General features: G+C 52.7%; 19 protein-coding genes, 1 tRNA gene and 1 riboswitch. Of the genes, 6 read left to right on the top strand and 14 right to left on the bottom strand.

Annotation, left to right across the window (positions count from 1 at the left end; all coding sequences use genetic code 11):
- Positions 1-23: 23 nt before the first annotated feature.
- Entirely contained in the window at positions 24-791 is a 768-nt protein-coding gene (locus ACWWFX_RS10560) for a basic amino acid ABC transporter substrate-binding protein (protein WP_015965461.1), read from the bottom strand.
- A 223-nt stretch (positions 792-1,014) separates the two neighbouring features.
- Between ACWWFX_RS10560 and ACWWFX_RS10555 the strand changes: the two genes are divergently transcribed.
- Positions 1,015-1,833 carry an SDR family NAD(P)-dependent oxidoreductase gene (locus ACWWFX_RS10555; RefSeq protein ID WP_473223767.1) on the top strand — a complete coding sequence of 273 codons (819 nt, stop codon included), beginning with the start codon at positions 1,015-1,017 and terminating at the stop codon, positions 1,831-1,833.
- A gap of 20 nt (positions 1,834-1,853) precedes the next feature.
- Here the strand turns inward: ACWWFX_RS10555 and ACWWFX_RS10550 are convergent, their stop codons facing one another.
- The 5 genes from ACWWFX_RS10550 to ACWWFX_RS10530 all read right to left on the bottom strand — a co-directional run bounded on the left by ACWWFX_RS10550 (position 1,854) and on the right by ACWWFX_RS10530 (position 7,288).
- Positions 1,854-2,750: a helix-turn-helix domain-containing protein gene (locus tag ACWWFX_RS10550; protein WP_473223766.1), complete on the bottom strand. Its 897-nt coding sequence runs from the start codon at positions 2,748-2,750 to the stop codon at positions 1,854-1,856.
- Between the two features lie 222 nt (positions 2,751-2,972).
- Entirely contained in the window at positions 2,973-3,296 is a 324-nt protein-coding gene (locus tag ACWWFX_RS10545) for an NIPSNAP family protein (RefSeq protein ID WP_276218577.1), read from the bottom strand.
- Positions 3,293-4,408, bottom strand: coding sequence for an NADH:flavin oxidoreductase/NADH oxidase (locus tag ACWWFX_RS10540; protein ID WP_473223765.1), 1,116 nt, complete (start codon positions 4,406-4,408; stop codon positions 3,293-3,295). The genes ACWWFX_RS10545 and ACWWFX_RS10540 overlap by 4 nt, the downstream gene beginning before the upstream one ends.
- A gap of 14 nt (positions 4,409-4,422) precedes the next feature.
- On the bottom strand, positions 4,423-6,159 hold the full coding sequence (locus ACWWFX_RS10535) for an FAD-dependent oxidoreductase (protein WP_276218581.1): 1,737 nt from the start codon (positions 6,157-6,159) through the stop codon (positions 4,423-4,425).
- 463 nt (positions 6,160-6,622) lie between these two features.
- Positions 6,623-7,288 carry a helix-turn-helix transcriptional regulator gene (locus ACWWFX_RS10530; protein WP_473223764.1) on the bottom strand — a complete coding sequence of 222 codons (666 nt, stop codon included), beginning with the start codon at positions 7,286-7,288 and terminating at the stop codon, positions 6,623-6,625.
- A 516-nt stretch (positions 7,289-7,804) separates the two neighbouring features.
- Positions 7,805-7,874: riboswitch (Fluoride riboswitch) on the top strand.
- Between the two features lie 75 nt (positions 7,875-7,949).
- Between ACWWFX_RS10530 and ACWWFX_RS10525 the strand changes: the two genes are divergently transcribed.
- Positions 7,950-8,852 carry a DHHA2 domain-containing protein gene (locus tag ACWWFX_RS10525; protein ID WP_473223763.1) on the top strand — a complete coding sequence of 301 codons (903 nt, stop codon included), beginning with the start codon at positions 7,950-7,952 and terminating at the stop codon, positions 8,850-8,852.
- A gap of 15 nt (positions 8,853-8,867) precedes the next feature.
- On the opposite strand, the gene ACWWFX_RS10520 is transcribed toward ACWWFX_RS10525, so the two are convergent.
- Positions 8,868-8,944: transfer RNA gene (locus ACWWFX_RS10520), tRNA-Arg, on the bottom strand.
- A gap of 308 nt (positions 8,945-9,252) precedes the next feature.
- Between ACWWFX_RS10520 and ACWWFX_RS10515 the strand changes: the two genes are divergently transcribed.
- Positions 9,253-9,969 (top strand): DNA-binding response regulator, encoded by a 717-nt coding sequence (locus tag ACWWFX_RS10515; protein ID WP_276218586.1) that lies wholly within the window; start codon positions 9,253-9,255, stop codon positions 9,967-9,969.
- 809 nt (positions 9,970-10,778) lie between these two features.
- Positions 10,779-11,411: a fimbria biosynthesis transcriptional regulator FimZ gene (gene fimZ, locus ACWWFX_RS10510; RefSeq protein ID WP_276218588.1), complete on the top strand. Its 633-nt coding sequence runs from the start codon at positions 10,779-10,781 to the stop codon at positions 11,409-11,411.
- Positions 11,412-11,449: 38 nt separating this feature from the next.
- On the opposite strand, the gene sfmF is transcribed toward fimZ, so the two are convergent.
- The 6 genes from sfmF to fimA form a co-directional block, all read right to left on the bottom strand.
- A complete protein-coding gene (gene sfmF / locus ACWWFX_RS10505) occupies positions 11,450-11,968 on the bottom strand; it encodes a fimbria assembly protein (RefSeq protein WP_473223762.1) in 519 nt (172 codons plus the stop codon).
- 10 nt (positions 11,969-11,978) lie between these two features.
- Entirely contained in the window at positions 11,979-12,983 is a 1,005-nt protein-coding gene (gene fimH, locus ACWWFX_RS10500) for a type 1 fimbria D-mannose specific adhesin FimH (RefSeq protein ID WP_473223761.1), read from the bottom strand.
- Positions 12,984-12,987: 4 nt separating this feature from the next.
- Positions 12,988-15,555: a fimbrial biogenesis usher protein gene (locus tag ACWWFX_RS10495; RefSeq protein WP_473223760.1), complete on the bottom strand. Its 2,568-nt coding sequence runs from the start codon at positions 15,553-15,555 to the stop codon at positions 12,988-12,990.
- 23 nt (positions 15,556-15,578) lie between these two features.
- Positions 15,579-16,271 (bottom strand): type 1 fimbria chaperone FimC, encoded by a 693-nt coding sequence (fimC, locus tag ACWWFX_RS10490; protein ID WP_255690519.1) that lies wholly within the window; start codon positions 16,269-16,271, stop codon positions 15,579-15,581.
- 30 nt (positions 16,272-16,301) lie between these two features.
- Positions 16,302-16,844 (bottom strand): type 1 fimbrial protein subunit FimI, encoded by a 543-nt coding sequence (gene fimI / locus ACWWFX_RS10485; protein WP_113858834.1) that lies wholly within the window; start codon positions 16,842-16,844, stop codon positions 16,302-16,304.
- A gap of 64 nt (positions 16,845-16,908) precedes the next feature.
- Entirely contained in the window at positions 16,909-17,460 is a 552-nt protein-coding gene (gene fimA, locus ACWWFX_RS10480) for a type 1 fimbrial major subunit FimA (RefSeq protein ID WP_113858833.1), read from the bottom strand.
- A gap of 407 nt (positions 17,461-17,867) precedes the next feature.
- Between fimA and folD the strand changes: the two genes are divergently transcribed.
- The gene (gene folD, locus ACWWFX_RS10475; protein ID WP_015965477.1) at positions 17,868-18,734 is read left to right on the top strand and encodes a bifunctional methylenetetrahydrofolate dehydrogenase/methenyltetrahydrofolate cyclohydrolase FolD; all 867 of its coding nucleotides are present in this window, start codon (positions 17,868-17,870) and stop codon (positions 18,732-18,734) included.
- The gene (gene ybcJ / locus ACWWFX_RS10470) at positions 18,734-18,946 is read left to right on the top strand and encodes a ribosome-associated protein YbcJ (RefSeq protein WP_473223759.1); all 213 of its coding nucleotides are present in this window, start codon (positions 18,734-18,736) and stop codon (positions 18,944-18,946) included. Before folD ends, ybcJ begins: the two co-directional genes overlap by 1 nt.
- A 105-nt stretch (positions 18,947-19,051) precedes the next feature.
- Here the strand turns inward: ybcJ and ACWWFX_RS10465 are convergent.
- Positions 19,052-19,554 (bottom strand): autotransporter outer membrane beta-barrel domain-containing protein (locus tag ACWWFX_RS10465; protein ID WP_473223758.1); only part of this gene is annotated, 503 nt, incomplete at its 5' end.

Genomic DNA, 19,554 nt, shown 5'->3' with positions numbered 1-19,554 from the left:
TTTTAAAATAAGTATCCGCGTTGTTATTGCGCAGGTAAGACAGGCACATCGGCATCAAACCACTGGGTGTAAATTTTGGCATAAGTGCCGTCGGCGACGATTTTCTTCAGGCCAGCGTTGATTTTGCCCAGCAGTTCATCGTTCCCTTTGGCGACTGCGATCCCGAAATATTGACGCTGGAACTTATCGTCCTGCACCAGTTTGAAAGCTTTTTCCGGGTGATTTTTGATGTAATACTTCACAACACCCACATCGCCTACCGCCGCGCCAAGGCCGTCTTCATACAGCTCCTGCAACATCAGCGGGGTATTATCAAAACGTTTGATATCGGTGCTGTTTTTACCCAATACATCCGAAACCACGATATCGCCGGTGCTGGAGTTCACCACGCCCACTTTCTGGCCTTTCAGCGCGGCGAGGGAATTCACCGCAGAATCTTTCGCCACCACAATGGACTGATCCGCCGGGAAATAAGGCGCAGAGAAATCGACCATTTGCTGACGTTTGTCGGTGATGGTAATGCCGGAAATAATGATGTCACGATCGCCGGAGTTCAGGGTGGCGAAAATCCCTTCCCACGGCGTATTCACCAGCTTAATGTCAAAACCTTCCGCTTTAGCGATCGCTTTGATGATGTCGATATCAAAGCCTTCCAGCTGTTTTTGGCTATTTTCAAACTCAAATGGGCGATAGGTTCCGCCAGAGCCCACGACATAGGTTTGTGCCGCCGCGACAGTTTGCGCTGCCAGCGCCGCCAGTAAACACCCCGCCAGTGCGATTTTCTTCAACATGATTCATCCCCTAAATAATCAATTTTGTTAATTATGCGATTTTAGTGAATAAAAATACACTAACAGTTTTATGAACTCAACCATGCGCGGGTTCGCAAAAAGACTTTTCGCATCGAAAAGTGTCAGTCTGCTTTCTTTTCGTCCATTCCCTTTTTCCCGTGCGCATCAAACAATTAACTGACTTCTGACACCTGCCTTCATCACATAACAAGGGAGTAACCCCATGCGCGAATCACATCAAACTCACGACTGGTTAGGCCTTGCCGGACATATATTTGCCGTTAGCGGCGCGGCAAGCGGAATTGGCGAAGCCATCGCCACGGCACTGGCGCAACAGGGAGCGGATGTCGCCCTGCTCGACCGTAACCCCGAAGGCTGCGAAGGGGTAAAACAACGACTGTCGGTATATCCGGGGCGGCGTTTAGTCGTGGCCTGCGATGTCAGCAGCGAAGCGCAAATCAAAGAGGCGGCGTTGAGCGTGCGAGAAAAACTGGGGCCGTGCCGCGGGCTGGTGAACGCCGCCGGGATATTGCGCCCGGCTGGGCTTGCGGACATTAGCGTTGAGCAATGGCAAGCTCAACTGGCGGTCAACCTGACCGGATATCTGCTGTGCGCGCGCGAGTTTGCCCATGACATGCGTCAGGCAGGTAGCGGCAGTATTGTGCATATTGGCTCCATCTCCGGGCGCATTCCGCAGCCGTGGAGCGGCGCATACAGCCCGGGCAAAGCGGCGGTAGGCCTGTTATCACAACAGATTGCCGTGGAATGGGGTACAGATGGCATACGCAGTAACGTGGTCGCGCCTGGGATGATCGAAACGGCATTGACCGCAGATTATTATGCGCAACCGGGCGTACGCGAGAGCCGCGAAGCCTTTACCGCCAGCCAGCGCATTGGCCAGCCGGAAGATATCGCGAATGCGGTATTGTTCCTGCTGAGCGACAAATCAGGGTATATCAACGGCGCGGAACTGGGCGTCGATGGCGGCCTGCCCACCATGCTGATGGGGAAACTGCCGCGACCAGGGTTTAGCGGAAAATAAAAACAAATGCCTGCTCGCGACTAGGCGTGGGCAGGTATCTCGCAGACTGCGGTCGGTTTGTCACGAAATCCTCGAGGGGAGGCGCCCGTTGCGCGACGGAAAAAGCGCGAAAAATAGGTCGCATCGCTGAAGCCAAGATAATCTGAAATCTGACTCACCGTCATGCTGGTGTACAGCAGGCTACGTTTGGCCTCCAGCAGCAGGCGCTGATGTACTACGCTCAGGGCGCTACAGCCGTGAAACTCCCGGCACAATGTGTTGAGATGAACGCCTGACATGCCAATTTCACTGGCGTAATGCGCCACCGGGAAGTGCTCCCGGTAATGATTCTCCACCAGTTGATTGAAACGACGAATTGCGGCGCGCTTGCGCTCTACTTTGTCGCTGGCGCTCGGCTGCGGTGCGGCCTGGCGGTTCAGCCATACCATCAGGGCGCTGAGCAGGGAGTGGATCATCATATCGCGCGCATCGTTATCAGACTGATATTCCTGCTGGAGCGTCTCGAAGAGTGACTGAATTTTTTCCCGCGAATTACCGACCGGGACGCAGGTGGCCTGATTTAACACCTGTAGCGGACGGCCAAACTGCTGCTCGAACTGCGCCACCAGCGGCGCGGCAAGCGAGAGAGAAAACCCTTCCGTTCCGGGTGAAAAACGAAAACCGTGCACGCAAAGCGCGGGAATTATCTGGATGCAGGCGTCTGCGAAAGTGTGCGTCACGCCTTCGATTTCAATTTCACCCTGCCCTTTGTGGACGTAGAGAAGCTGGATGAGATCCGTATGCTGATGCACGCGGATACACCAGTCATAGAGGCTGCTACGGCTGTGAATAGATTCACAATGCAGCAAATCCGGCGTCGGCCAGTGCAGGCTTTCACCGTAGAGCTTAAAGACCGGAATGCTGTTGCTCAGGTTCATGGTGCCTCCATTGGATGGAAATCATGGGGAACATTGGCGCGAGCATTTCCCCCTCACCCTAGCCCTCTCCCTCCAGGGAGAGGGGACCGATAGTGCTCAGTTGCCAAATCCTGCGCCGGTTTTCCCCCTCTCCCCGTGGGAGAGGGGACTGATTGTGCTCAGTTGCTAGTCCCTGCGCCGGTTTTCTCCCTCTCCCGGTGGGAGAGGGCCGGGGTGAGGGCATCAGCGCGCACATGCCATCGTCGCCCGAATCAGCCGCGTCTCCTGCGCCACAATAAACGGTTCCGACGCTTTTAAATAGGCGGCAAATCCTGGATGCGCGTCGCGCAGCCGGCTACGGCGTTCATACTCCGCCAGGCTTTCGTACCCCCACAGGTGAACAAACTGGTTCTGCGGGCCCACAAAGCTCGTGTAGAATCCCAGCGGGTGCCCCAGCGTTTCCAGCAATATCGGCATCGCCAGCGAATCAAAAACCTCGATGAACTCGTTCATCTTACGCAGGCGGATGGTGTAAATGCGGTGATCGACAATCGGCATTGTATTCATTTGGCCTCCTGGGTCTGGTGCGTCGGCCAGCCAAGCGGCCCGAAGCGGTCATACGGTTTCGGCCAGGGCGGCGTTTCGCCGAGGGCAATCGCGGCATGAATCGGCCAGTTCGGGTCGTCGAGCATCCCGCGTCCGATAGCGACCAGATCCGCCCTTCCCTCCTGCAGGATATCTTCCGCCTGCTGCGCTTCATAAATCAGGCCTACGGTGATCACCACCGCATCCGGCAATGCCTCTTTTACCGCCGCCGCAAACGGCACCATGTAACCGGGCTTATCCGCCGGCGGCGTTTGGTTGTAGATATTGTAGCCGCCAGAAACATGAAGATAATCATAGCCCAGCGCATGAAGTTCGCGAGCAAACTGCACCACCTCTACCAGGCCTAACCCCCCTTGCGCGAATTCGCCGCCGTTGAAACGCACACCCAACAGGTGCGTTTTCGGCCACGCATCACGCAGCGCTTTTGCCACCCGCAGCGGGAAACGCATCCGGTTTTCCGGACTGCCGCCGTACTCATCCTGGCGCTGGTTGCTAAGCGGCGACAGGAACTGATTCAGTAAATAACCGTTGGCGGCGTGCAGCTCAACGAAATCGACGCCCGCTTCCAGAGCACGAGACGCCGCAGCAACAAAACCGTCGATAATGCGCGTCATGCCCGCTTCGTCGAGTTCTTCCGGCACGCGCCAGCCGGGTTTGTAAGGAATGGCAGAGGGCGCGACCGTCGGCCAGCCGCCCTCTTCGTCAGACAGTGAGGCGCCCTGATTGCGCCACGGCGGATTGGTGCCCGCCTTGCGCCCCGCATGGTTAAGCTGCACGCCAATTGGCGTGGCGCTGTAGGTGCGAATATCCGCTAGCAGCTTTTTCAGTGCCTGCGCCTGTTCGTCGTTCCACAGGCCGAGGCAGTGCGGCGTAATACGTCCATCCGGCGTGACGCCGTTCGCTTCACAAATCACCAGCCCGGCGCCGGAAATCGCCAGGCCGCCAATATGCTGGGCGTGCCACGGCGTAGCGATGCCATCGCTGGCGGCGGAATATTGCGACATCGGCGGGACGACAATACGGTTGGTCAGCGTTAACGGCCCTACGGTAAGGGGCGTAAAGAGTGTAGACATAATTATCTCCGAATTCAGGATGCTTCACGCTGAGGCAGCGCTGTGGTTTCACCGCGTGCGGCAAGGGAGTTGGCGGCGATATACCCGAAGGTCGCGGCAGGGCCGAGGGTGATACCTGCGCCCGGATAACTACCGCCCATGATGCTTGCCATCTCATTTCCGGCGGCGTACAGGCCGGGAATGGGCAAGCCCTGTAAGTCGAGCACGCGCGCTTCACCATCGGTTTTCAGACCATGGAACGTGCCAAGGTCGCCCATAAACAGCTTCACGGCGTAAAACGGCCCTTGTTCAATGGGCGCAACGCAGGGATTAGGCTGATGATTGGCATCGCCGAGATAGCGGTTATACGCCGACTCGCCACGGCCAAATTGGGTATCTTTCCCGCGCCGTGCATCGGCATTAAAGGCGGTAACCGTATGATTTAACGCGGCAACGGGGACCCCCATCTTCTCCGCCAGTTCCGTCAGCGTTTTGCCCTTCAGCAGATAACCGTTGCGGGTATACAGCGAAACGGGCAATGGCGCAGGTTTGGCGAATCCCATGCCATATTTACGCAAGGCTTTGTGGTCGCAGATTTGCCACGCAAAGGTTTCATTATCGTCGCGGCAGGTTTCAATCATGGCGATGCCGACGTCATGATAGGAGTCCGCTTCATTGCAAAAACGCACACCGTGTCGATTGACCATGATAAAACCCGGCTTGTAGCGATCGACCAGATGCGGGAAGACAAATTGCTGGCGGCCAATCTGCACTTTCGATGCCGGGATCCATGCCGCACCGTTCGGATAACTGTTATCAAAACGCGCGCCAATGCGTTCGGCCATCGCAATGCCATCGCCGGTGTCCGCGCCCGGCGGCGTTGGCGACAGCTGAATGCCGCCGCGTTTAACGTGCGGATAAAGATTTTTCAGGCGTTCATCATCGCGGGCAAAACCGCCAGAAGCCAGCACCACGCCGCGCTTCGCATACAGAGACACCCGCTCGCCGTCGCGCTCAGCCACTACGCCGCGTACCACGCCATTTTCCACAATCAGCTCTTTGACGGCCATCCCGGTATGAATCGGCACGCCCAGATCACGCGCCGAGCACGCCAGCCGTGCGACCACCGCATTGCCGCCGTTCGCGGTAATTCCGCGACCATAGCGAGCAATTTCCAGCAGATGGCGACTCAGCCGTTTCACCACATAGACGAAAGATTTGAGCGAACGGGTGGCATTAAAGAAGTGTTTGAGATCGTTGTTTGATGAGCTGAACATCATTCCCATAAAGGTGATAGTGCGTAACGGTTTACGCAGACGTTTCATGTCATCGCCCAACTGGCGGATATCGAACGCTTCCGGCACCACCGAGCGCCCGCGCATCACGCCGCCCGGCGTATCCGGATGGTAATCGGGATATTGATAGAGGTTGCAGCAAAAACGGGTTTTCTCTTCAAAAACGCGCAGCATCTGCGGGGCCTGTTGCAGGAAAGCGTCCACCAGCTCCGGGCGATAGCTTTCGCCCGCTTCGCTACGCAAATAGGTACGCGCCGCATCGGTAGAGTCCTCAATGCCCTGTTGCTGCGCCAGATGATTGTTTGGTATCCACAGCACGCCGCCGGAAAACGCCGTCGTGCCGCCGAAAACAGAATCTTTTTCAATGACCTGTACATCCAGCCCATTCAGGCCCGCCGTCACCGCAGCCGAGAGACCGCCTACCCCGCTGCCAACCACCAGAACGTCACACTCGCGTGCCGGTTGCTTCATCGTCATAAGCCCCTCCCCTTATCCCTAAGAAGAAGACACTCGCCAGGATTGTTCATAGGGTACCTCGCAGATGAATGTTTTAATTTGTTTAATTTATGTTTTAATTTTGTTTCATCTGCATTTTTGACAGGCTGAAAGCGAAAAAGAAGGCCAGTTTGTAAGTAAAACTTGCACTTTTCGACAATGACGCAGAAGTGTGGAGTGAATCAAAGTTTTGACAGTGATGAGGAGAACGACCAGGTGAGAGTTCCGATCGGTGCGATCGGAACGAAAAAATAAACAGAGATTAGAAAATAAACACCAATATAAAAATGTTCATCAACGCGATAATCAATAAGAAGCCATATAACGCAAACCCGTCATGCATATGATAAATAATACTTTTTATAAAAAGTCCCAGACTTACAATGATAACGTTAAATGTTATAGAAACTATCGTTAAAAAATGTCAAAACAGAATAGAAAACATTTACACCGCATAGGAATAACGGAAAAGATCATTAATATCAGCGCCCATTTTTTTCTCCACCCGCTGCTTTGCCGCATAGACGCTACGTATCCCCAGATTAAATGCCTCAGCCACCACGACACAATCCTGGCCCGCGCTTAAATCATGCAGGATGTTAAATTCAAGTCTGGATAAAACTTCACCACGAACGGACATTGCATGATGCCCGAGAAACTTCCTTTTGATTTTTTCAGCGACAGCATCGATTTTGTCTCCAGGATACAAAATCAAAAAAATATTATCGTCGTTTTTAAACCAATAGTTAGCCAATGCCTGCAGATGCCTGTCACAAACAAGAATTATTTTAAGCTTGGTTTCTATCAACGTCTCCAGCCAGACTCTGTCTAAATAACTCCTGAAATAACTTATTGAAAAATCAACAAAAACACAACCAGAGTAGATCCAGGTGTGGCTTTTTTTCAACACCCCCTCTGCTATGCCCAGTGCAAAAAATCGACTGCCTTCTGGCCAGGTGCTAAAACAAAAGCTCTGGCAAAAAGAAATGCGTACAGATGTTGTAGGTTTTATCTCACAATTTAAAGGGCATGTAATACAGCTTAATTTGTTTAAATTAACTTCAGATAACATTTTGCCACCCTCCTCCCTTTTGTAAATATATAGTTCCATTGACATAAATCCTTGTCAACGGCTTCCCTGCCCGGCCAGAAGCATACCAATACAGCTAAAACCAACATATACGACAATATTCCTGGTTTAATAAATAAACGCAAAAAAACACGCTTTAAAAATCAACACTTAAATAATAAACATTCTTATAACACAGACATCATCCAGGACAATTGCGGCTATCACTAAGAATTTTACCACGAGAAAAAAGTATCAAATATGTGATACCACTTCTTATATCAGAGGTAATACCTAATGATAATTATTTTAATATAGAGGTTGTTTGTAAAAGACTGAAATGACCACAAAATAAAAATGAAATATTGTTTCCACATGTAAGTGGAAATTGATTATCATTTGTTATTATCACTATCGCGTGAGATTTTCATCTAACTAAAATCTCAAATTCAAAATAAATTTCTGCCTTTAAACCGCTTTGCGTTTTTTTTGCATTGTTGCGCAAAAAATTTTTACTGCCGCGCAAGCGCTTGAAAGCCAGCGCGCCCTGGTTCACACTACACGTAAGGTGATGGCGTTCCACCTTCCCCAACCGCCTCGTTCTGAGGCTAATGACGCCTGATATGACTCTCATTCACGATGGGGCGTGTCAGGCTGGTCTTTCTTCTCCAGCTCAACATGCTTCCCTGAAAAGGTTTAAGCAATGATAAATGTACTTGGCCACCTCCACCCGGATAGCGACGCCGTTTGCACCGCGTATATGGCAAGCCGCTGGCTTACGCTGCGCGGTCTTCAGGCACAGGCCTGGCGTTGTGGGGAAATTAACCGTGAAACCCGGTTTATATTTGAACAGGCAGCACTGCCGGTTCCCGCCTTACTCACCGACTCTCTCGCCGATCGCGATGTCTGGCTGGTCGATTTTACCGAGCCCACTCAGGGCCCTGCCTCTTTAGCTGAGAGTAACGTTGTCGGCATCATCGACCACCACCGTCTTGGCGGCCTGGTGACGCGCCTGCCGCCGGAAGTGTGGGTGAAGCCGGTGGGCAGCAGCAGTACGCTACTGTGGCAATTGATGACGCCAGAGATCCGCCGCATGATAACGCCCGCCGAAGCGCTATTAATGCTGGGAGCCGTGATCAGCGACACCGTCGCGCTTCGCTCCCCCACCACGACGCCTGATGACAAGCTTGCCGTTGAAGAACTGTCAACCCTCGCCGGTATCGAGAAAGATGCCTTTATCGCCGGGCTACTGACCGCGAAAACCAGCATTGAGGGGTTAAGCGGGAAAGCGCTGTTGAATAAAGATATTAAAACGTTCCAGATTCAGGGCGTGAAGGTTAACGCCGCACAGATTGAGCTGTTTTCATTAAATCAGGTGGATGCAGTACTGGATGAGTTGCAGGAAGAGATGGCGCTGAATATCCAGGAAACCGGCGCGCAACTGGTGGTGGTCATGCTGACGGATATCAATGCCGGGTATTCGACGCTCTACTTTGCCGTGCCGAAAGGCCAGCAAGCAGACGCACCCTGCTTAGTCGAAGGGATGCTGAGCCGTAAAAAACAGCTGTTACCGTGGCTTGAGAACTATCTTGCTAAGGGAAAATGACGGTTTGCAGTGAAATGGTACGCCCTACAGGATTCGAACCTGTGACCCACGACTTAGAAGGTCGTTGCTCTATCCAACTGAGCTAAGGGCGCACTGAAGAAGTTGTTACTTCATGGGGTGAAACGCGAGGAATTATACGGTCACCGGGCGGTGAGTCAATCCATTTCAATGTGAAATCAGGGTTGTTCGTTAGGATGAGCATAACGCGAACAGCCCTTGTCTTTTTTTTAACCACTCTTCTTACAGCAGCCCTGGTGCTGCGAAAACCCTTACCTAACTTTAAGTATTGCCTTAGAGAAGAACCTGCCTCTGGTGTCACAATGTCTGCAACTGGCTGTTTGACCGCATCGTTAGATAAGCTATAAGTGAAGACGCGCGTGACGGCGCCAGGAAGAGAAGCATGCGCATCGCAATTCGCAGAGAAAGGAGGCGTCGTTCAGGCACCGATCACCCCGGATTTAAGAATCCACACGCCTGGCCCCCGTTTTTTGATAGACTCGAACGCCTGACTCACTCACTTGCCCTCACGCACAAAACCGACTCCCCTCATTTTATTCTGGTCAGCAGCGATCAATTCTTGCGGCAAGGATTTCGTTTCGCCCCTTATCCGTTAAGCAACGGCTGGGTAACGTCAACGCTGGATAATGCGCTGGACCTGCTCCCCAAAGCACCGGGCGTGCAGTTGCTGGTCGATATTTACTACACCGATGCGCCAGCCATCGAAACGTTGGATCGCTTGCGCCGCATCAGTTTCGAGTATCCACAAAATTATATTCATCTGATTGCGCCGACACAGGATAAAAAAGCCCTGCGCTTTATGAAAGCAGTGACGGCACTTCGGATAATCAGTCGACATTCGCCGTTTCGTACCCTGCGCAAAAAACTGCTCATGCCTCAGCCGATACAGTTCAACCGGAAAAGCCATTTTTCGCGCGATGAGTGGCTCATTCTGATGGCGCTGACCCAGGGGCGTTCGTTGAAATCTATTGCCAGCGATCACGACAAAGATTACCACAGGATTATCTATCGTCTGGGGCGCATGGTGGAACGGCTCAAGCTTCAGCATCGCTCAGAACTTATTCACTTGCTGCAAAATCTTTCTGCTAGTTCAAACTGACAATTTCATTAACCTCTTAAATCTTAGATTGTTTTAAGAAATTACTTAATCAAAATGATCTTTTTTTGTTAAATTTAAACAATATTGCAAAGTTTATAACTATTCCTAAGACCCGGATTTGGATAGCAAAAATCACTATGGAAAAAGGTCTCTAAAGAGCATTACTCTGTCGCACATTCAGGCAGGAACCTCCTGATTAGCGCTATTTGTAGGCCTGTCAGTCGGTAACCACCAGATATAGTAGGGTTTTGCATTGTGCTGATAAAATATTTTCCTTAAGCCCTCCCCATAGCTTGAGTTGAGATCAAAAGGAATTTTTTGTGGAATAATCGTTGAATTGCGCCATTCCGGATATGTTTACCGATCGATTATTCCCCAATAATTGCGCCATATCAATTAACACGTTTTCAACATTTAGCATCTATTTATATTTATGCCAGAGAAAAAAGTTAACTCCTCTACAGGATTTTAAACACCTGGAGGTAAATACCAAAAATAATTTGAATAAACTTTCTGACTAGAACATCATATTAATTACTGATTGTTGCGACTTTAATAATGCTTTTCGGACAATTCATAGCAAGTATAATAGCCATGTACTTATCGTGTTATAAGAAAAGCCTTTTTCAAGGGTTGAGGCATTGTTTAAGTACCGGACAGAATTGTCACTTTATAATGGTACAAGTAGGGATAGATAACTCCTCTGGAAGTAAGCTAAAAATTAAAACTTTTTATTTATCCATTCGACTTGTAATAGTTTCCGTAAAGGAATCCCACGTAACTATTCCACCAGTCTGAGGCATATAAAGATGAAACCGGCATCCGTTATCATTATGGACGAACACCCTATAGTCAGAATGTCGATCGAGGTCCTGCTGCAAAAAAACCTACAGGTACAGGTTGTTCTTAAGTCAGACAACAGTCATGAAGTCATTGAATATATTAGAAATAATAATGTAGATATGGTGATACTCGATATCGAACTTTCCGGTTCAGACGGGTTTTCATTACTTAAGCGGATAAAGAACATCAGTGAAAGCACTAAGGTTCTTTTCTTGTCATCCAAATCTGAGTCGTTCTATGCGTGTCGGGCGATCAGGGCTGGCGCAAATGGTTTCGTCAGCAAACGGAAGGATCTGTGTGACATCTATAAAGCGGTGGAGATGCTTCTCGCCGGATATTCGTTCTTCCCGGCAGACTCTATGAATATCTTCGGTGGCGGGAACATGCGTAGTAATAAGTTTACCGACATGCCGTTATCTAACCGAGAAATTACCGTACTACGTTATCTTGCTAATGGTTTATCTAATAAAGAGATAGCAGCCCAACTATTGTTGAGCAATAAAACTATTAGCGCGCATAAATCAAATATTTTCACCAAGCTTGGCGTACATACTATCGTTGAATTGATTGATTATGCGAAAGCCCACGAATTACTTTAGCCTTTCATGAATCCCGGCCCCGAAACGGGCCCGGGAAGTCAGTTATAGTTAAGCGTAAAGGTCGCATCCGCATCGGCGCTGCCCGGCTGAGGGTTATCTGCCGTGGAGATGTAATTAGCGTAAAACGCCAGTGTGGCATCCCCTTGTGCGTCAATGGTCACCTCTTTACTCTCCTGTTGTAACGGTAAGCGAGTTTTGTCCTCATCGAGGATCTCCACCGCAACACGACTGGCCTGGCTTGCACCATTCAGCGCCAGCAAAGTGTTGTCCTGATCGTCGGGCGTTCCGGCAAAAGTTATCGATACGGCACCCGGCGGGCAGCCGGTTAAGCGAATCGAAAACGGCATCGCCTGGGTTTTGCTGCCCGCGGTTTGCAACTGTTTCGTTGGCCACGATCCCAACTGCACTTCTTTTGCGCTGTCGCTGGCGTTGACCACGCAGCTTAAGTCCACGATATTACCGCGCAGTTCTATGTTGATTTCGCCCAATGGCGTTGCCGCCTGCACAGTACTCATCATCGCCAGCAATGACAGGGCATAGGTGAAATGACGTGGCATCTTGCCTCTCTTAATCGTAATCAACACGCAGATAGCCTCGCGATGTAAATATCCCTTCTGCCGGTTTATTGCCGGTAATGCTGACCGGCCACGCACGAATACCCACCTGCGCCTGCGCAGCGTCATCCAGCCGGAACGGAATGGTGCTGCCCAGCGTATTCGGCGTTAGCGGAGTGCCGTTTGCATCGGCCACCACAAAGCCTAAATCGGGGTTGTCAGAAACCAGTGCATTACCCGAGACTTTCTCAGCCTCGATACGCATCGTCAGGTACGCATTGGCTTCCACGTTGGTGCATTTAATCCCAATAGTTTTGCTCTGCGCAGGTACGCTCGGCGGACGCTGCCCGGCACCCGCCTGCGAAAAGAGCGATGCGCCAATGTCGCCAAAATCAAATTCGACCACATTCCCGGCGTTAATTTCACAGCTTTGCGGCACTTCAATGGTGCCGCTATAGCTGATGGTGTAAACGACGGTGGTAAGCGGGTCCGATTTTGTGGTGGTGACGTATACCCGGAACATTGTCTGCTGCGGAATGACCACCATATTGATAAAGCGACGCGTCACTTTAAGGCGGAAAACCAACTTGGAGTCATTCACCGGGAAGGGCTGATTTTTGGAGACATTAGGGTGTGTCCCCATCTGGATGTAATCGGCTGGCGGATAAAAATCACCAGCGTAGTCATCGTTGATTTTCATCGCGCCGTCGAGATATTCATTCAGCTTTACATACTGAAAGCGGTCTTCAACGCTGGTGATAGGTAAATCCGTGCGATAGCTTCGCATCGTTGTATTACCGCTAGTGCCCTTTGGACAGGTGGCTTTCACTCCCACCAGCCCTGTTTTTTGCGATAGCGTCACCACTTGCCCCACCTGATTATTCGCACTCGTAAAAACATCGGTCAGATCATAGGCAATATCCTTTGAGATACCATCCGAGTTCGCGCACACCGTTGCCCAGGCAGGAAGCGCCGTCATTCCCAGACACGCCACCGCCAGTGCAAGGGTGCTTTTCATACTCTTATTCACGTTCACAGCGTGCTCCCATCATGGTAATCGCCTGATTTAAACTCTCCTGCGGGAGCGTATAGGTCGCCCGGCAGCGTTCCTGCGCACTGTCGCCCCATTGAATAAGCAACTCGCCGCTCAATGGCAGGCCGCTAAGGTAAATTTGCCCCTCTTCTCCCGCCATGCTGGTGACGCCGCTGTTGACTTCACGCACAATCGCGCCAAATGGCACCACGCGATCGCCTCGGCGTACGGTGATCAACGCACGCACGCCGATTCGCGTATCAAACGCTGCACGCACCAGCGCACCACGGGTTGGCACCACGCTGCTGACGTTGTTTTCCACGTCCGTATGGTCATTCATAGAGTTGGTATCGAGCGCCACGCGGTTATAGCGATACACCGTGGCGTAGGGCATGACGGCGTAACCGCGCCAGTCGGTTTTCACCCCGGTCTGGTTTTCGATTTTCACTCCGCTGGCGCCCGGCGCTTTGATAAGCACGTTGGTATCGCCCAGAGGCTGACTGAACGTCACGCCATCGGCATGACCGACCACGCCACCGGCCAGTTGCCAGTTGAAATCATGCTGGTCACGGGAGTAGTTGTAGCCTGCGCCAACCGTACCGTACGTCGCCTGCCAGTTAGCGGATGCACTGCCGCTGGAGCCGTTGTTGCTGGTATGGCCCTGCGTCACGCTGTAGTTCAGGTTGCGTCCTTCCAGGAGTGTGCCACTCACGCCGGTTTGCCAGCTGCTATCACCGTCTTTATTACGGCTGGCGGAAGCAGTGGCATAAGCGCGGTCCAGGACGCTATCGCGACGATAGCCGTTCGGCGTAAACAGGCTGAACGGAATAGAGACGTTCGCAGAAACAATACGATCGGTGCCGTCAATACCCACCGCGCGGTTCCAGGACCAGCTCAGCGAGTAGCTGATGCCTTTCCAGCCGCCGGCATAGCCAAGCTGATACCAGATATTGGAATCGCTGGTTCCCCAGTAGGTTTGCTCGCTACCGGAGAGATACACCGAACCGTAATCCCCCAGCGATTGCGAAATATTGACCTGGAAACGCCCTTTTTTACTCCAGGTGAGGTTGTGATAACTCACAACATCCGGCACGCCGTTTTTATCGTTTTCCGTTTCGGAATACTCATACCCGGACATCCGTTTCCACGCCACGTCATCAAGGGTATAAAAACCGCGCGTCGAGTAGCGATAGCCCAGAAGCTGGAAGTTAGTGCCGTAGCCGTTCAGGGATTTCGCGTACAGGAAACGCAGCGACTGCCCTTCATGCCAGCTGTCGTCTGCTAACTGGCTGCGTGCATGGGTCACATCGAGAGAAATCGCGCCCCAGTCGCCGAGATTTTTCCCCGCGCCAATGGCTGCTGCCGCGTAGCGCGATGCCATCTGCGTACCGCCGTAAACCGTATAACCGCCCGGCAGGCCGACAATCATCGTGCCCTGGCCAAAGAACGGCGTATCTTTCTGGCTATTACCGCTGCGATACTCCCCGGCGACCAGGTCATACTTCAGTCGTCCTTCACGTTGCAGCAACGGCACCGTGGAATAGGGTACGGTGTAGCGCTGCTGGCTACCGTCTTTCTCCTCCACGGTCACCTCCAGGTCACCGCTCGAAGAGGTTGGGTTCAGGTCGCTAATCGCAAAGGCGCCCGGCTGGACGTAGCTTTGATAAATCACATAGCCGTTCTGGCGAATCACCACCTTTGCTGGCGTACGCGCAATCCCGCGGACGGTCGGCGCATAGCCCTGCAAGCTGTCCGGATACATACTGTCTGAGGAGTAAAGCCGGCCACCGCGAAAGCCGATACTGTCGAACACATCGTTGCCGGTATTACTGTCGCCCAACACCATTTCGCTTTTCAGCGGGATAATCGAGCGCTGCAGCCAGGTACCGATATTCTCCCATTCGCTGTGGCGCTGCCCGTTATTGCGGGTATAGCGCCACGCGCCGTTATTACGCAGCCGCCACGGGCCGTAGTTCAGGCCGCTTTGCAAATTGAGATAGTGACTGTCGTCATCGCTGCCTTTGTTACCGGTCAGGCTATAGTTCAACAGCAGCGCTGGAATGCCTTCATCCCACTCGTCCGGTGGAATATAACCGCGCGCGCTGTTGCTCATCGCCGCCTGTGGCAGGCTCAGTCGCAGGCGTAGCGAGGCGAAATCAAAGGCCACGACGCTACCTGGCAGCAGGTTTTCCAGCGCCACGCAGCTTTCTTTCGGTTCACTCGCCAGCGCCGGGAAGGCCGTCATGTTGACGCCCAAACGCTGTAAGAAATCACGCTGAATACAGGGCGCGAGGCCCGCAGCGGGAGGGGCCGCCCCTTCGGCGGCGACAAAGGTAAGATCCTGGGTGCCGATAAATTCATCGTTACGCCAGATATCGACGCGATACACGCCCGGCGCTTGCTGATGCCCCTGCTCAAAACGCGAAAGATCGGCCACGGTGGCCGTATCTTCCGACAAAAATGCGGGGTTAAAGTAGCTCTCGCCGCGCCCGTTGGGTGACCAGAGCGCCGCCATCACAGCCAGCGTCAGCATACTGAGCGGGTGAAGGTTTTTCATGGTGTCGGCCTGCCCTGGCTTCATCAAAGGTTTACGCGGTGAACGGGCGTGATAGCCCCGTAATCATTCACGCTCTGCCACGAAAGCGTACCGCTCGCCGAGGCGGGAATCGCCTGCTGGGCGCTGTTTTTCGGCGCAATCATCAGGTTATTGATGCGCTGACCGCCAAGCTGCAAATTGACAAGCGTAACGTAATAAGGCGACGCATTGGTCACCTTCAGATGCGTGCCGCTGCGCTCAAAACGCAGGTGCGACAGGGCCTCTTCCGGCGGCATCGCCAGATTTTTTGGGCGAACGAAAAGTTTGATGCGCGACAAAATCGCCAGTTGCAGAACGTTCTTCCCTTCGATATTCGCTTTATTGACGGACGGAATCGCCTTCACGTTCATCCAGAACAGCGACTCGCGATCGGACGGCAAAGGCTGCCCGGCATAAATAATCCGCAGAGTGTTTTCACTTTTTGGCTCACTGACGAACAGTGGAGGCGTCACGACAAATGTGGATTCTTTTTTCCCAAGGTCGTTTTCAATCCATGCGTTAATTAAATAACGTTCTTTATCATTGCTGTTAGTGATGGCCAGCGACGTCTGTTTGGCGTCTGCCGGATAAATAACGCGCGTAGCGCCCAATGCCACTCCCCCGGATGCCTGCGCAGGCAGCGAGACACACAGCAGTAAAAATGACAGGGCCATGCTTGATTTAATAATTGCGTTAATCACAACAATACCTTTTCTCTTTTTGACGCTTCAGGGATAAAGCAACGTAAACCAGACATCAGACTGAATAGCGCCTGGCATAACCTGGCCGGAAATAGCCCGATAGCGCGCGCTGAAATGAAATATCAGCTCATCATCATTAATAGGAAAATAGGAAACCGGCTGGGCGTTCGGAATAATGTGCCGCTGGCTATTATCAAATAATGCCAGCCCTACCCCGCTGTTTGGTTGACGGCCATCGACGCGCGACGTGGTCATAAACACCAGCGGATCTTCCGTTGGCGTCAGCCCCTGGAAGGCAATCCCCACGGTCTGCGAGACATCTTTTCGGCAGTCGACCAGGCGTAGCGTAAACGGCACCTGGGTGGTGGCAAAGCTTCCCGGCCCGGTAAACGCGTTGGTCCGGTACTGCCCCATCTCGATGCGCATATTCTGGCTTTCAGTGGCGACAGCACAGGCGCTGTTAACCAACTCACCGCGCATTTGTACCTTTCCACCTTCGATGACGACTCTGTGCGCCAGCGCGGGCAGAGAAAGCATCAGCGTGGCCAGCAGGAACACAATCCCTCTCATTCGTGGCTCTCTTCAGGTGATTCGAGCCTCATCCCTGAGGCAAAGTCACTCCCTGTATTAGCGATTACTCGTACTTCATCACAAAGGTCGCGTCCGCATTCGCCTGACCCGGCTCAGCGGTATCCGCCGTTGCTTTGTAGCGCGCGGTGAAGTTCAGGGTGTTGGTGCCCTGCAGCAGAGTCTGCGCAGAAGAGAAGGTTGCGCCATCCGGGCTCAGGGTTTTCGATTTGCTGTCGAGGATCTCGATACCCACGCCTTTCGCCGCGGTATTGTTGTTGGAAGAGTTCACTGCCAGCAGGGTTGCGTCGGTGGCGTCAGCCTGGCCGCTAAATGCAACAGCAGCGGTAGCTGATACGCTTGGATCGCAATCGTTCAGAACGATGGTGAACGGCATATTGGTGGTGGTATCGCCGACTGCGGTAAATTTCGCCGTGCGATACTGGCCCAGTTCAACAATTTGATCTGAAGACTCAGTATTTACCGCACACGCTGCGTTGACTAATTCACCTTTAAAGTGAACGCTGCCGCCATTAACGGAAACCGGCGCAGCCTGTGCGGCACCCGCCATTAATACGAAAGACGCCATCACAGTAGAGGCAATAGTACTCAGTTTCATAGGTATTCCTTGATGAATTAAAACATTGTGACGAACCGAATATCCTGTACGACTCGCATGACATAGCACGGCAAATAATTGCCAGACCGCATAACCTCAGCGTCCCTGAGAGAGTTAAAAACACTGCCAAATAATGGACAGCGAGATATTCCGGCGAGAACACCGGAAGAACTTTATTTCGACGGTAAGGTACAGAAATTAAATAAGAGAAAATACGTATAAACACTGAGCCCAGGCTAAGCCGCGTCCTAATTTTCACCAGAATAAAACCCTGCAATCCGTAAGACTATCGTCAGCGGGAAGGGCTTTCGCGCGAAAACTCGTAAAGGATGACTGACAGAAAGCCCCGCATCTGACAAAATATAGCCATCCCCCTTTCGAAAGTGACAGATGGAATCTTCTCTCTGATGGCAGCTAAGATTATTGACGGTAAAACGATTGCGCAGCAGGTGCGCTCTGAGGTTGCGGAAAAAGTGCAGGCGCGCGTTGCAGCAGGAAAACGTGCACCCGGGCTTGCCGTTGTGCTGGTTGGCAGCAACCCGGCCTCACAAATTTATGTCGCAAGCAAACGCAAAGCCTGCGACGAAGTGGGGTTCGTCTCCCGCTCTTATGACCTGCCGGAAACCACCAGTGAAGCCGAGCTGCTGACGCTTATCGATACCCTGAATGCCGACAAAACCATTGATGGCATCTTAGTGCAGTTGCCGCTTCCGGCGGGCATCGATAACGTGAAAGTGCTGGAGCGCATTGCGCCCGATAAAGACGTTGACGGTTTTCATCCGTATAATGTGGGCCGCCTGTGCCAGCGCGCGCCGCGTCTGCGCCCGTGTACGCCGCGTGGTATCGTTACGCTGCTTGAGCGCTACAACATCGACACCTATGGGCTGAATGCCGTCGTTATCGGCGCATCTAACATCGTAGGTCGCCCGATGAGCATGGAGCTGCTGCTGGCCGGTTGTACCACCACTGTGACTCACCGTTTCACCAAAAACCTGCGTCACCATGTCGAAAATGCCGACCTGTTGATTGTCGCCGTCGGTAAACCCGGCTTTATTCCAGGCGACTGGATCAAAGAAGGCGCGATCGTCATGGATGTCGGCATTAACCGACTGGAAAATGGCAAAGTGGTGGGCGATGTGGTCTTTGAAGATGCGGCAAAACGCGCGTCTTACATTACGCCGGTTCCGGGCGGCGTCGGCCCGATGACCGTTGCAACACTTATTCAGAATACGCTTCAGGCCTGTGAAGAGTATCACGACGTCGAGGAAGCATAATGGCCACATTCTCTTTAGGAAAACACCCGCACGTTGAACTGTGCGATCTGCTGAAACTGGAAGGCTGGACCGAAAGCGGCGCGCAGGCGAAAATCGTCATCGCCGACGGCCAGGTGAAAGTTGACGGCGCGATTGAAACGCGCAAGCGCTGCAAAATCGTCGCCGGACAAACGGTGAGCTTTGCGGGGCAGAGCATTACCGTTACGGCGTAAGCCCTTTCATTCTCTGGCTTACTATGAAACGTAGGCCTGATAAGCGAAGCGCCATCAGGCAAAAATAAGAAGGGAGCCAGTCGGCTCCCTTCTGTACTTCCGGCCTTACCAGCCGTATTTCACGCCCAGCATCCCCTGGGTATCGCTGTAGCCCTTGTCGCCCAGCTGCACGCCCACGTTGCCCCACACGCTCAGGTTTTGACTCAGCTTGCCTTCCACACCCGTGCGCACTTCGCCCAGGTTGCGCGAGCCATCGCGGCTGACGCGTACCCCGTCCATCCGCACGCCGTAGGTTTCACTGTTGTAAATCCAGTTCGCTTCCACGTACGGCTGGAACTCGCGACCTTTCCCTTCATCCTGCTTGTGATGGCTGTTGAGGAAGGTCTTCACGCCCAGACGCGTCTGCACGTTGCCGTCGCCTTCGCTGCGGATGCGCGTGCCGTCATGACGGGTGTGCGCATCATCCTTCACGCCCATCCAGGTCACCTGCGCCTGCGGCTGTACGTACCAGCTGTTCAGCGTACCCGCGCTGCCGCTGAACTCGCCCGCCTTCAGCGTATAGCCCGCTTCCAGCGAGGCCGTCAGCCCCTTCGACCGGTAGTCGTCGC

The sequence above is a fragment of the Pseudocitrobacter sp. 2023LY-00077 genome (assembly GCF_055796175.1).
The sequence above is the reverse complement of the archived record's forward strand: the minus strand, read 5'-3'. Positions and strand labels throughout refer to the sequence as shown.

What these genes read in the sequence shown, in the direction of transcription:
- ACWWFX_RS10515 (WP_276218586.1), top strand. Translation starts at nt 9,253, where the DNA reads ATGCGCATCGCAATTCGCAGAGAAAGGAGGCGTCGTTCAGGCACCGAT.
- ACWWFX_RS10495 (WP_473223760.1), bottom strand. Translation starts at nt 15,555, where the DNA reads ATGAAAAACCTTCACCCGCTCAGTATGCTGACGCTGGCTGTGATGGCG.
- folD (WP_015965477.1), top strand. Translation starts at nt 17,868, where the DNA reads ATGGCAGCTAAGATTATTGACGGTAAAACGATTGCGCAGCAGGTGCGC.
- ACWWFX_RS10525 (WP_473223763.1), top strand. Translation starts at nt 7,950, where the DNA reads ATGATAAATGTACTTGGCCACCTCCACCCGGATAGCGACGCCGTTTGC.
- ybcJ (WP_473223759.1), top strand. Translation starts at nt 18,734, where the DNA reads ATGGCCACATTCTCTTTAGGAAAACACCCGCACGTTGAACTGTGCGAT.
- ACWWFX_RS10545 (WP_276218577.1), bottom strand. Translation starts at nt 3,296, where the DNA reads ATGAATACAATGCCGATTGTCGATCACCGCATTTACACCATCCGCCTG.
- ACWWFX_RS10540 (WP_473223765.1), bottom strand. Translation starts at nt 4,408, where the DNA reads ATGTCTACACTCTTTACGCCCCTTACCGTAGGGCCGTTAACGCTGACC.
- ACWWFX_RS10555 (WP_473223767.1), top strand. Translation starts at nt 1,015, where the DNA reads ATGCGCGAATCACATCAAACTCACGACTGGTTAGGCCTTGCCGGACAT.
- ACWWFX_RS10550 (WP_473223766.1), bottom strand. Translation starts at nt 2,750, where the DNA reads ATGAACCTGAGCAACAGCATTCCGGTCTTTAAGCTCTACGGTGAAAGC.
- fimH (WP_473223761.1), bottom strand. Translation starts at nt 12,983, where the DNA reads ATGAAAAGCACCCTTGCACTGGCGGTGGCGTGTCTGGGAATGACGGCG.
- ACWWFX_RS10530 (WP_473223764.1), bottom strand. Translation starts at nt 7,288, where the DNA reads ATGGAACTATATATTTACAAAAGGGAGGAGGGTGGCAAAATGTTATCT.
- fimI (WP_113858834.1), bottom strand. Translation starts at nt 16,844, where the DNA reads ATGAGAGGGATTGTGTTCCTGCTGGCCACGCTGATGCTTTCTCTGCCC.
- fimZ (WP_276218588.1), top strand. Translation starts at nt 10,779, where the DNA reads ATGAAACCGGCATCCGTTATCATTATGGACGAACACCCTATAGTCAGA.
- ACWWFX_RS10535 (WP_276218581.1), bottom strand. Translation starts at nt 6,159, where the DNA reads ATGACGATGAAGCAACCGGCACGCGAGTGTGACGTTCTGGTGGTTGGC.
- ACWWFX_RS10560 (WP_015965461.1), bottom strand. Translation starts at nt 791, where the DNA reads ATGTTGAAGAAAATCGCACTGGCGGGGTGTTTACTGGCGGCGCTGGCA.
- fimA (WP_113858833.1), bottom strand. Translation starts at nt 17,460, where the DNA reads ATGAAACTGAGTACTATTGCCTCTACTGTGATGGCGTCTTTCGTATTA.
- sfmF (WP_473223762.1), bottom strand. Translation starts at nt 11,968, where the DNA reads ATGCCACGTCATTTCACCTATGCCCTGTCATTGCTGGCGATGATGAGT.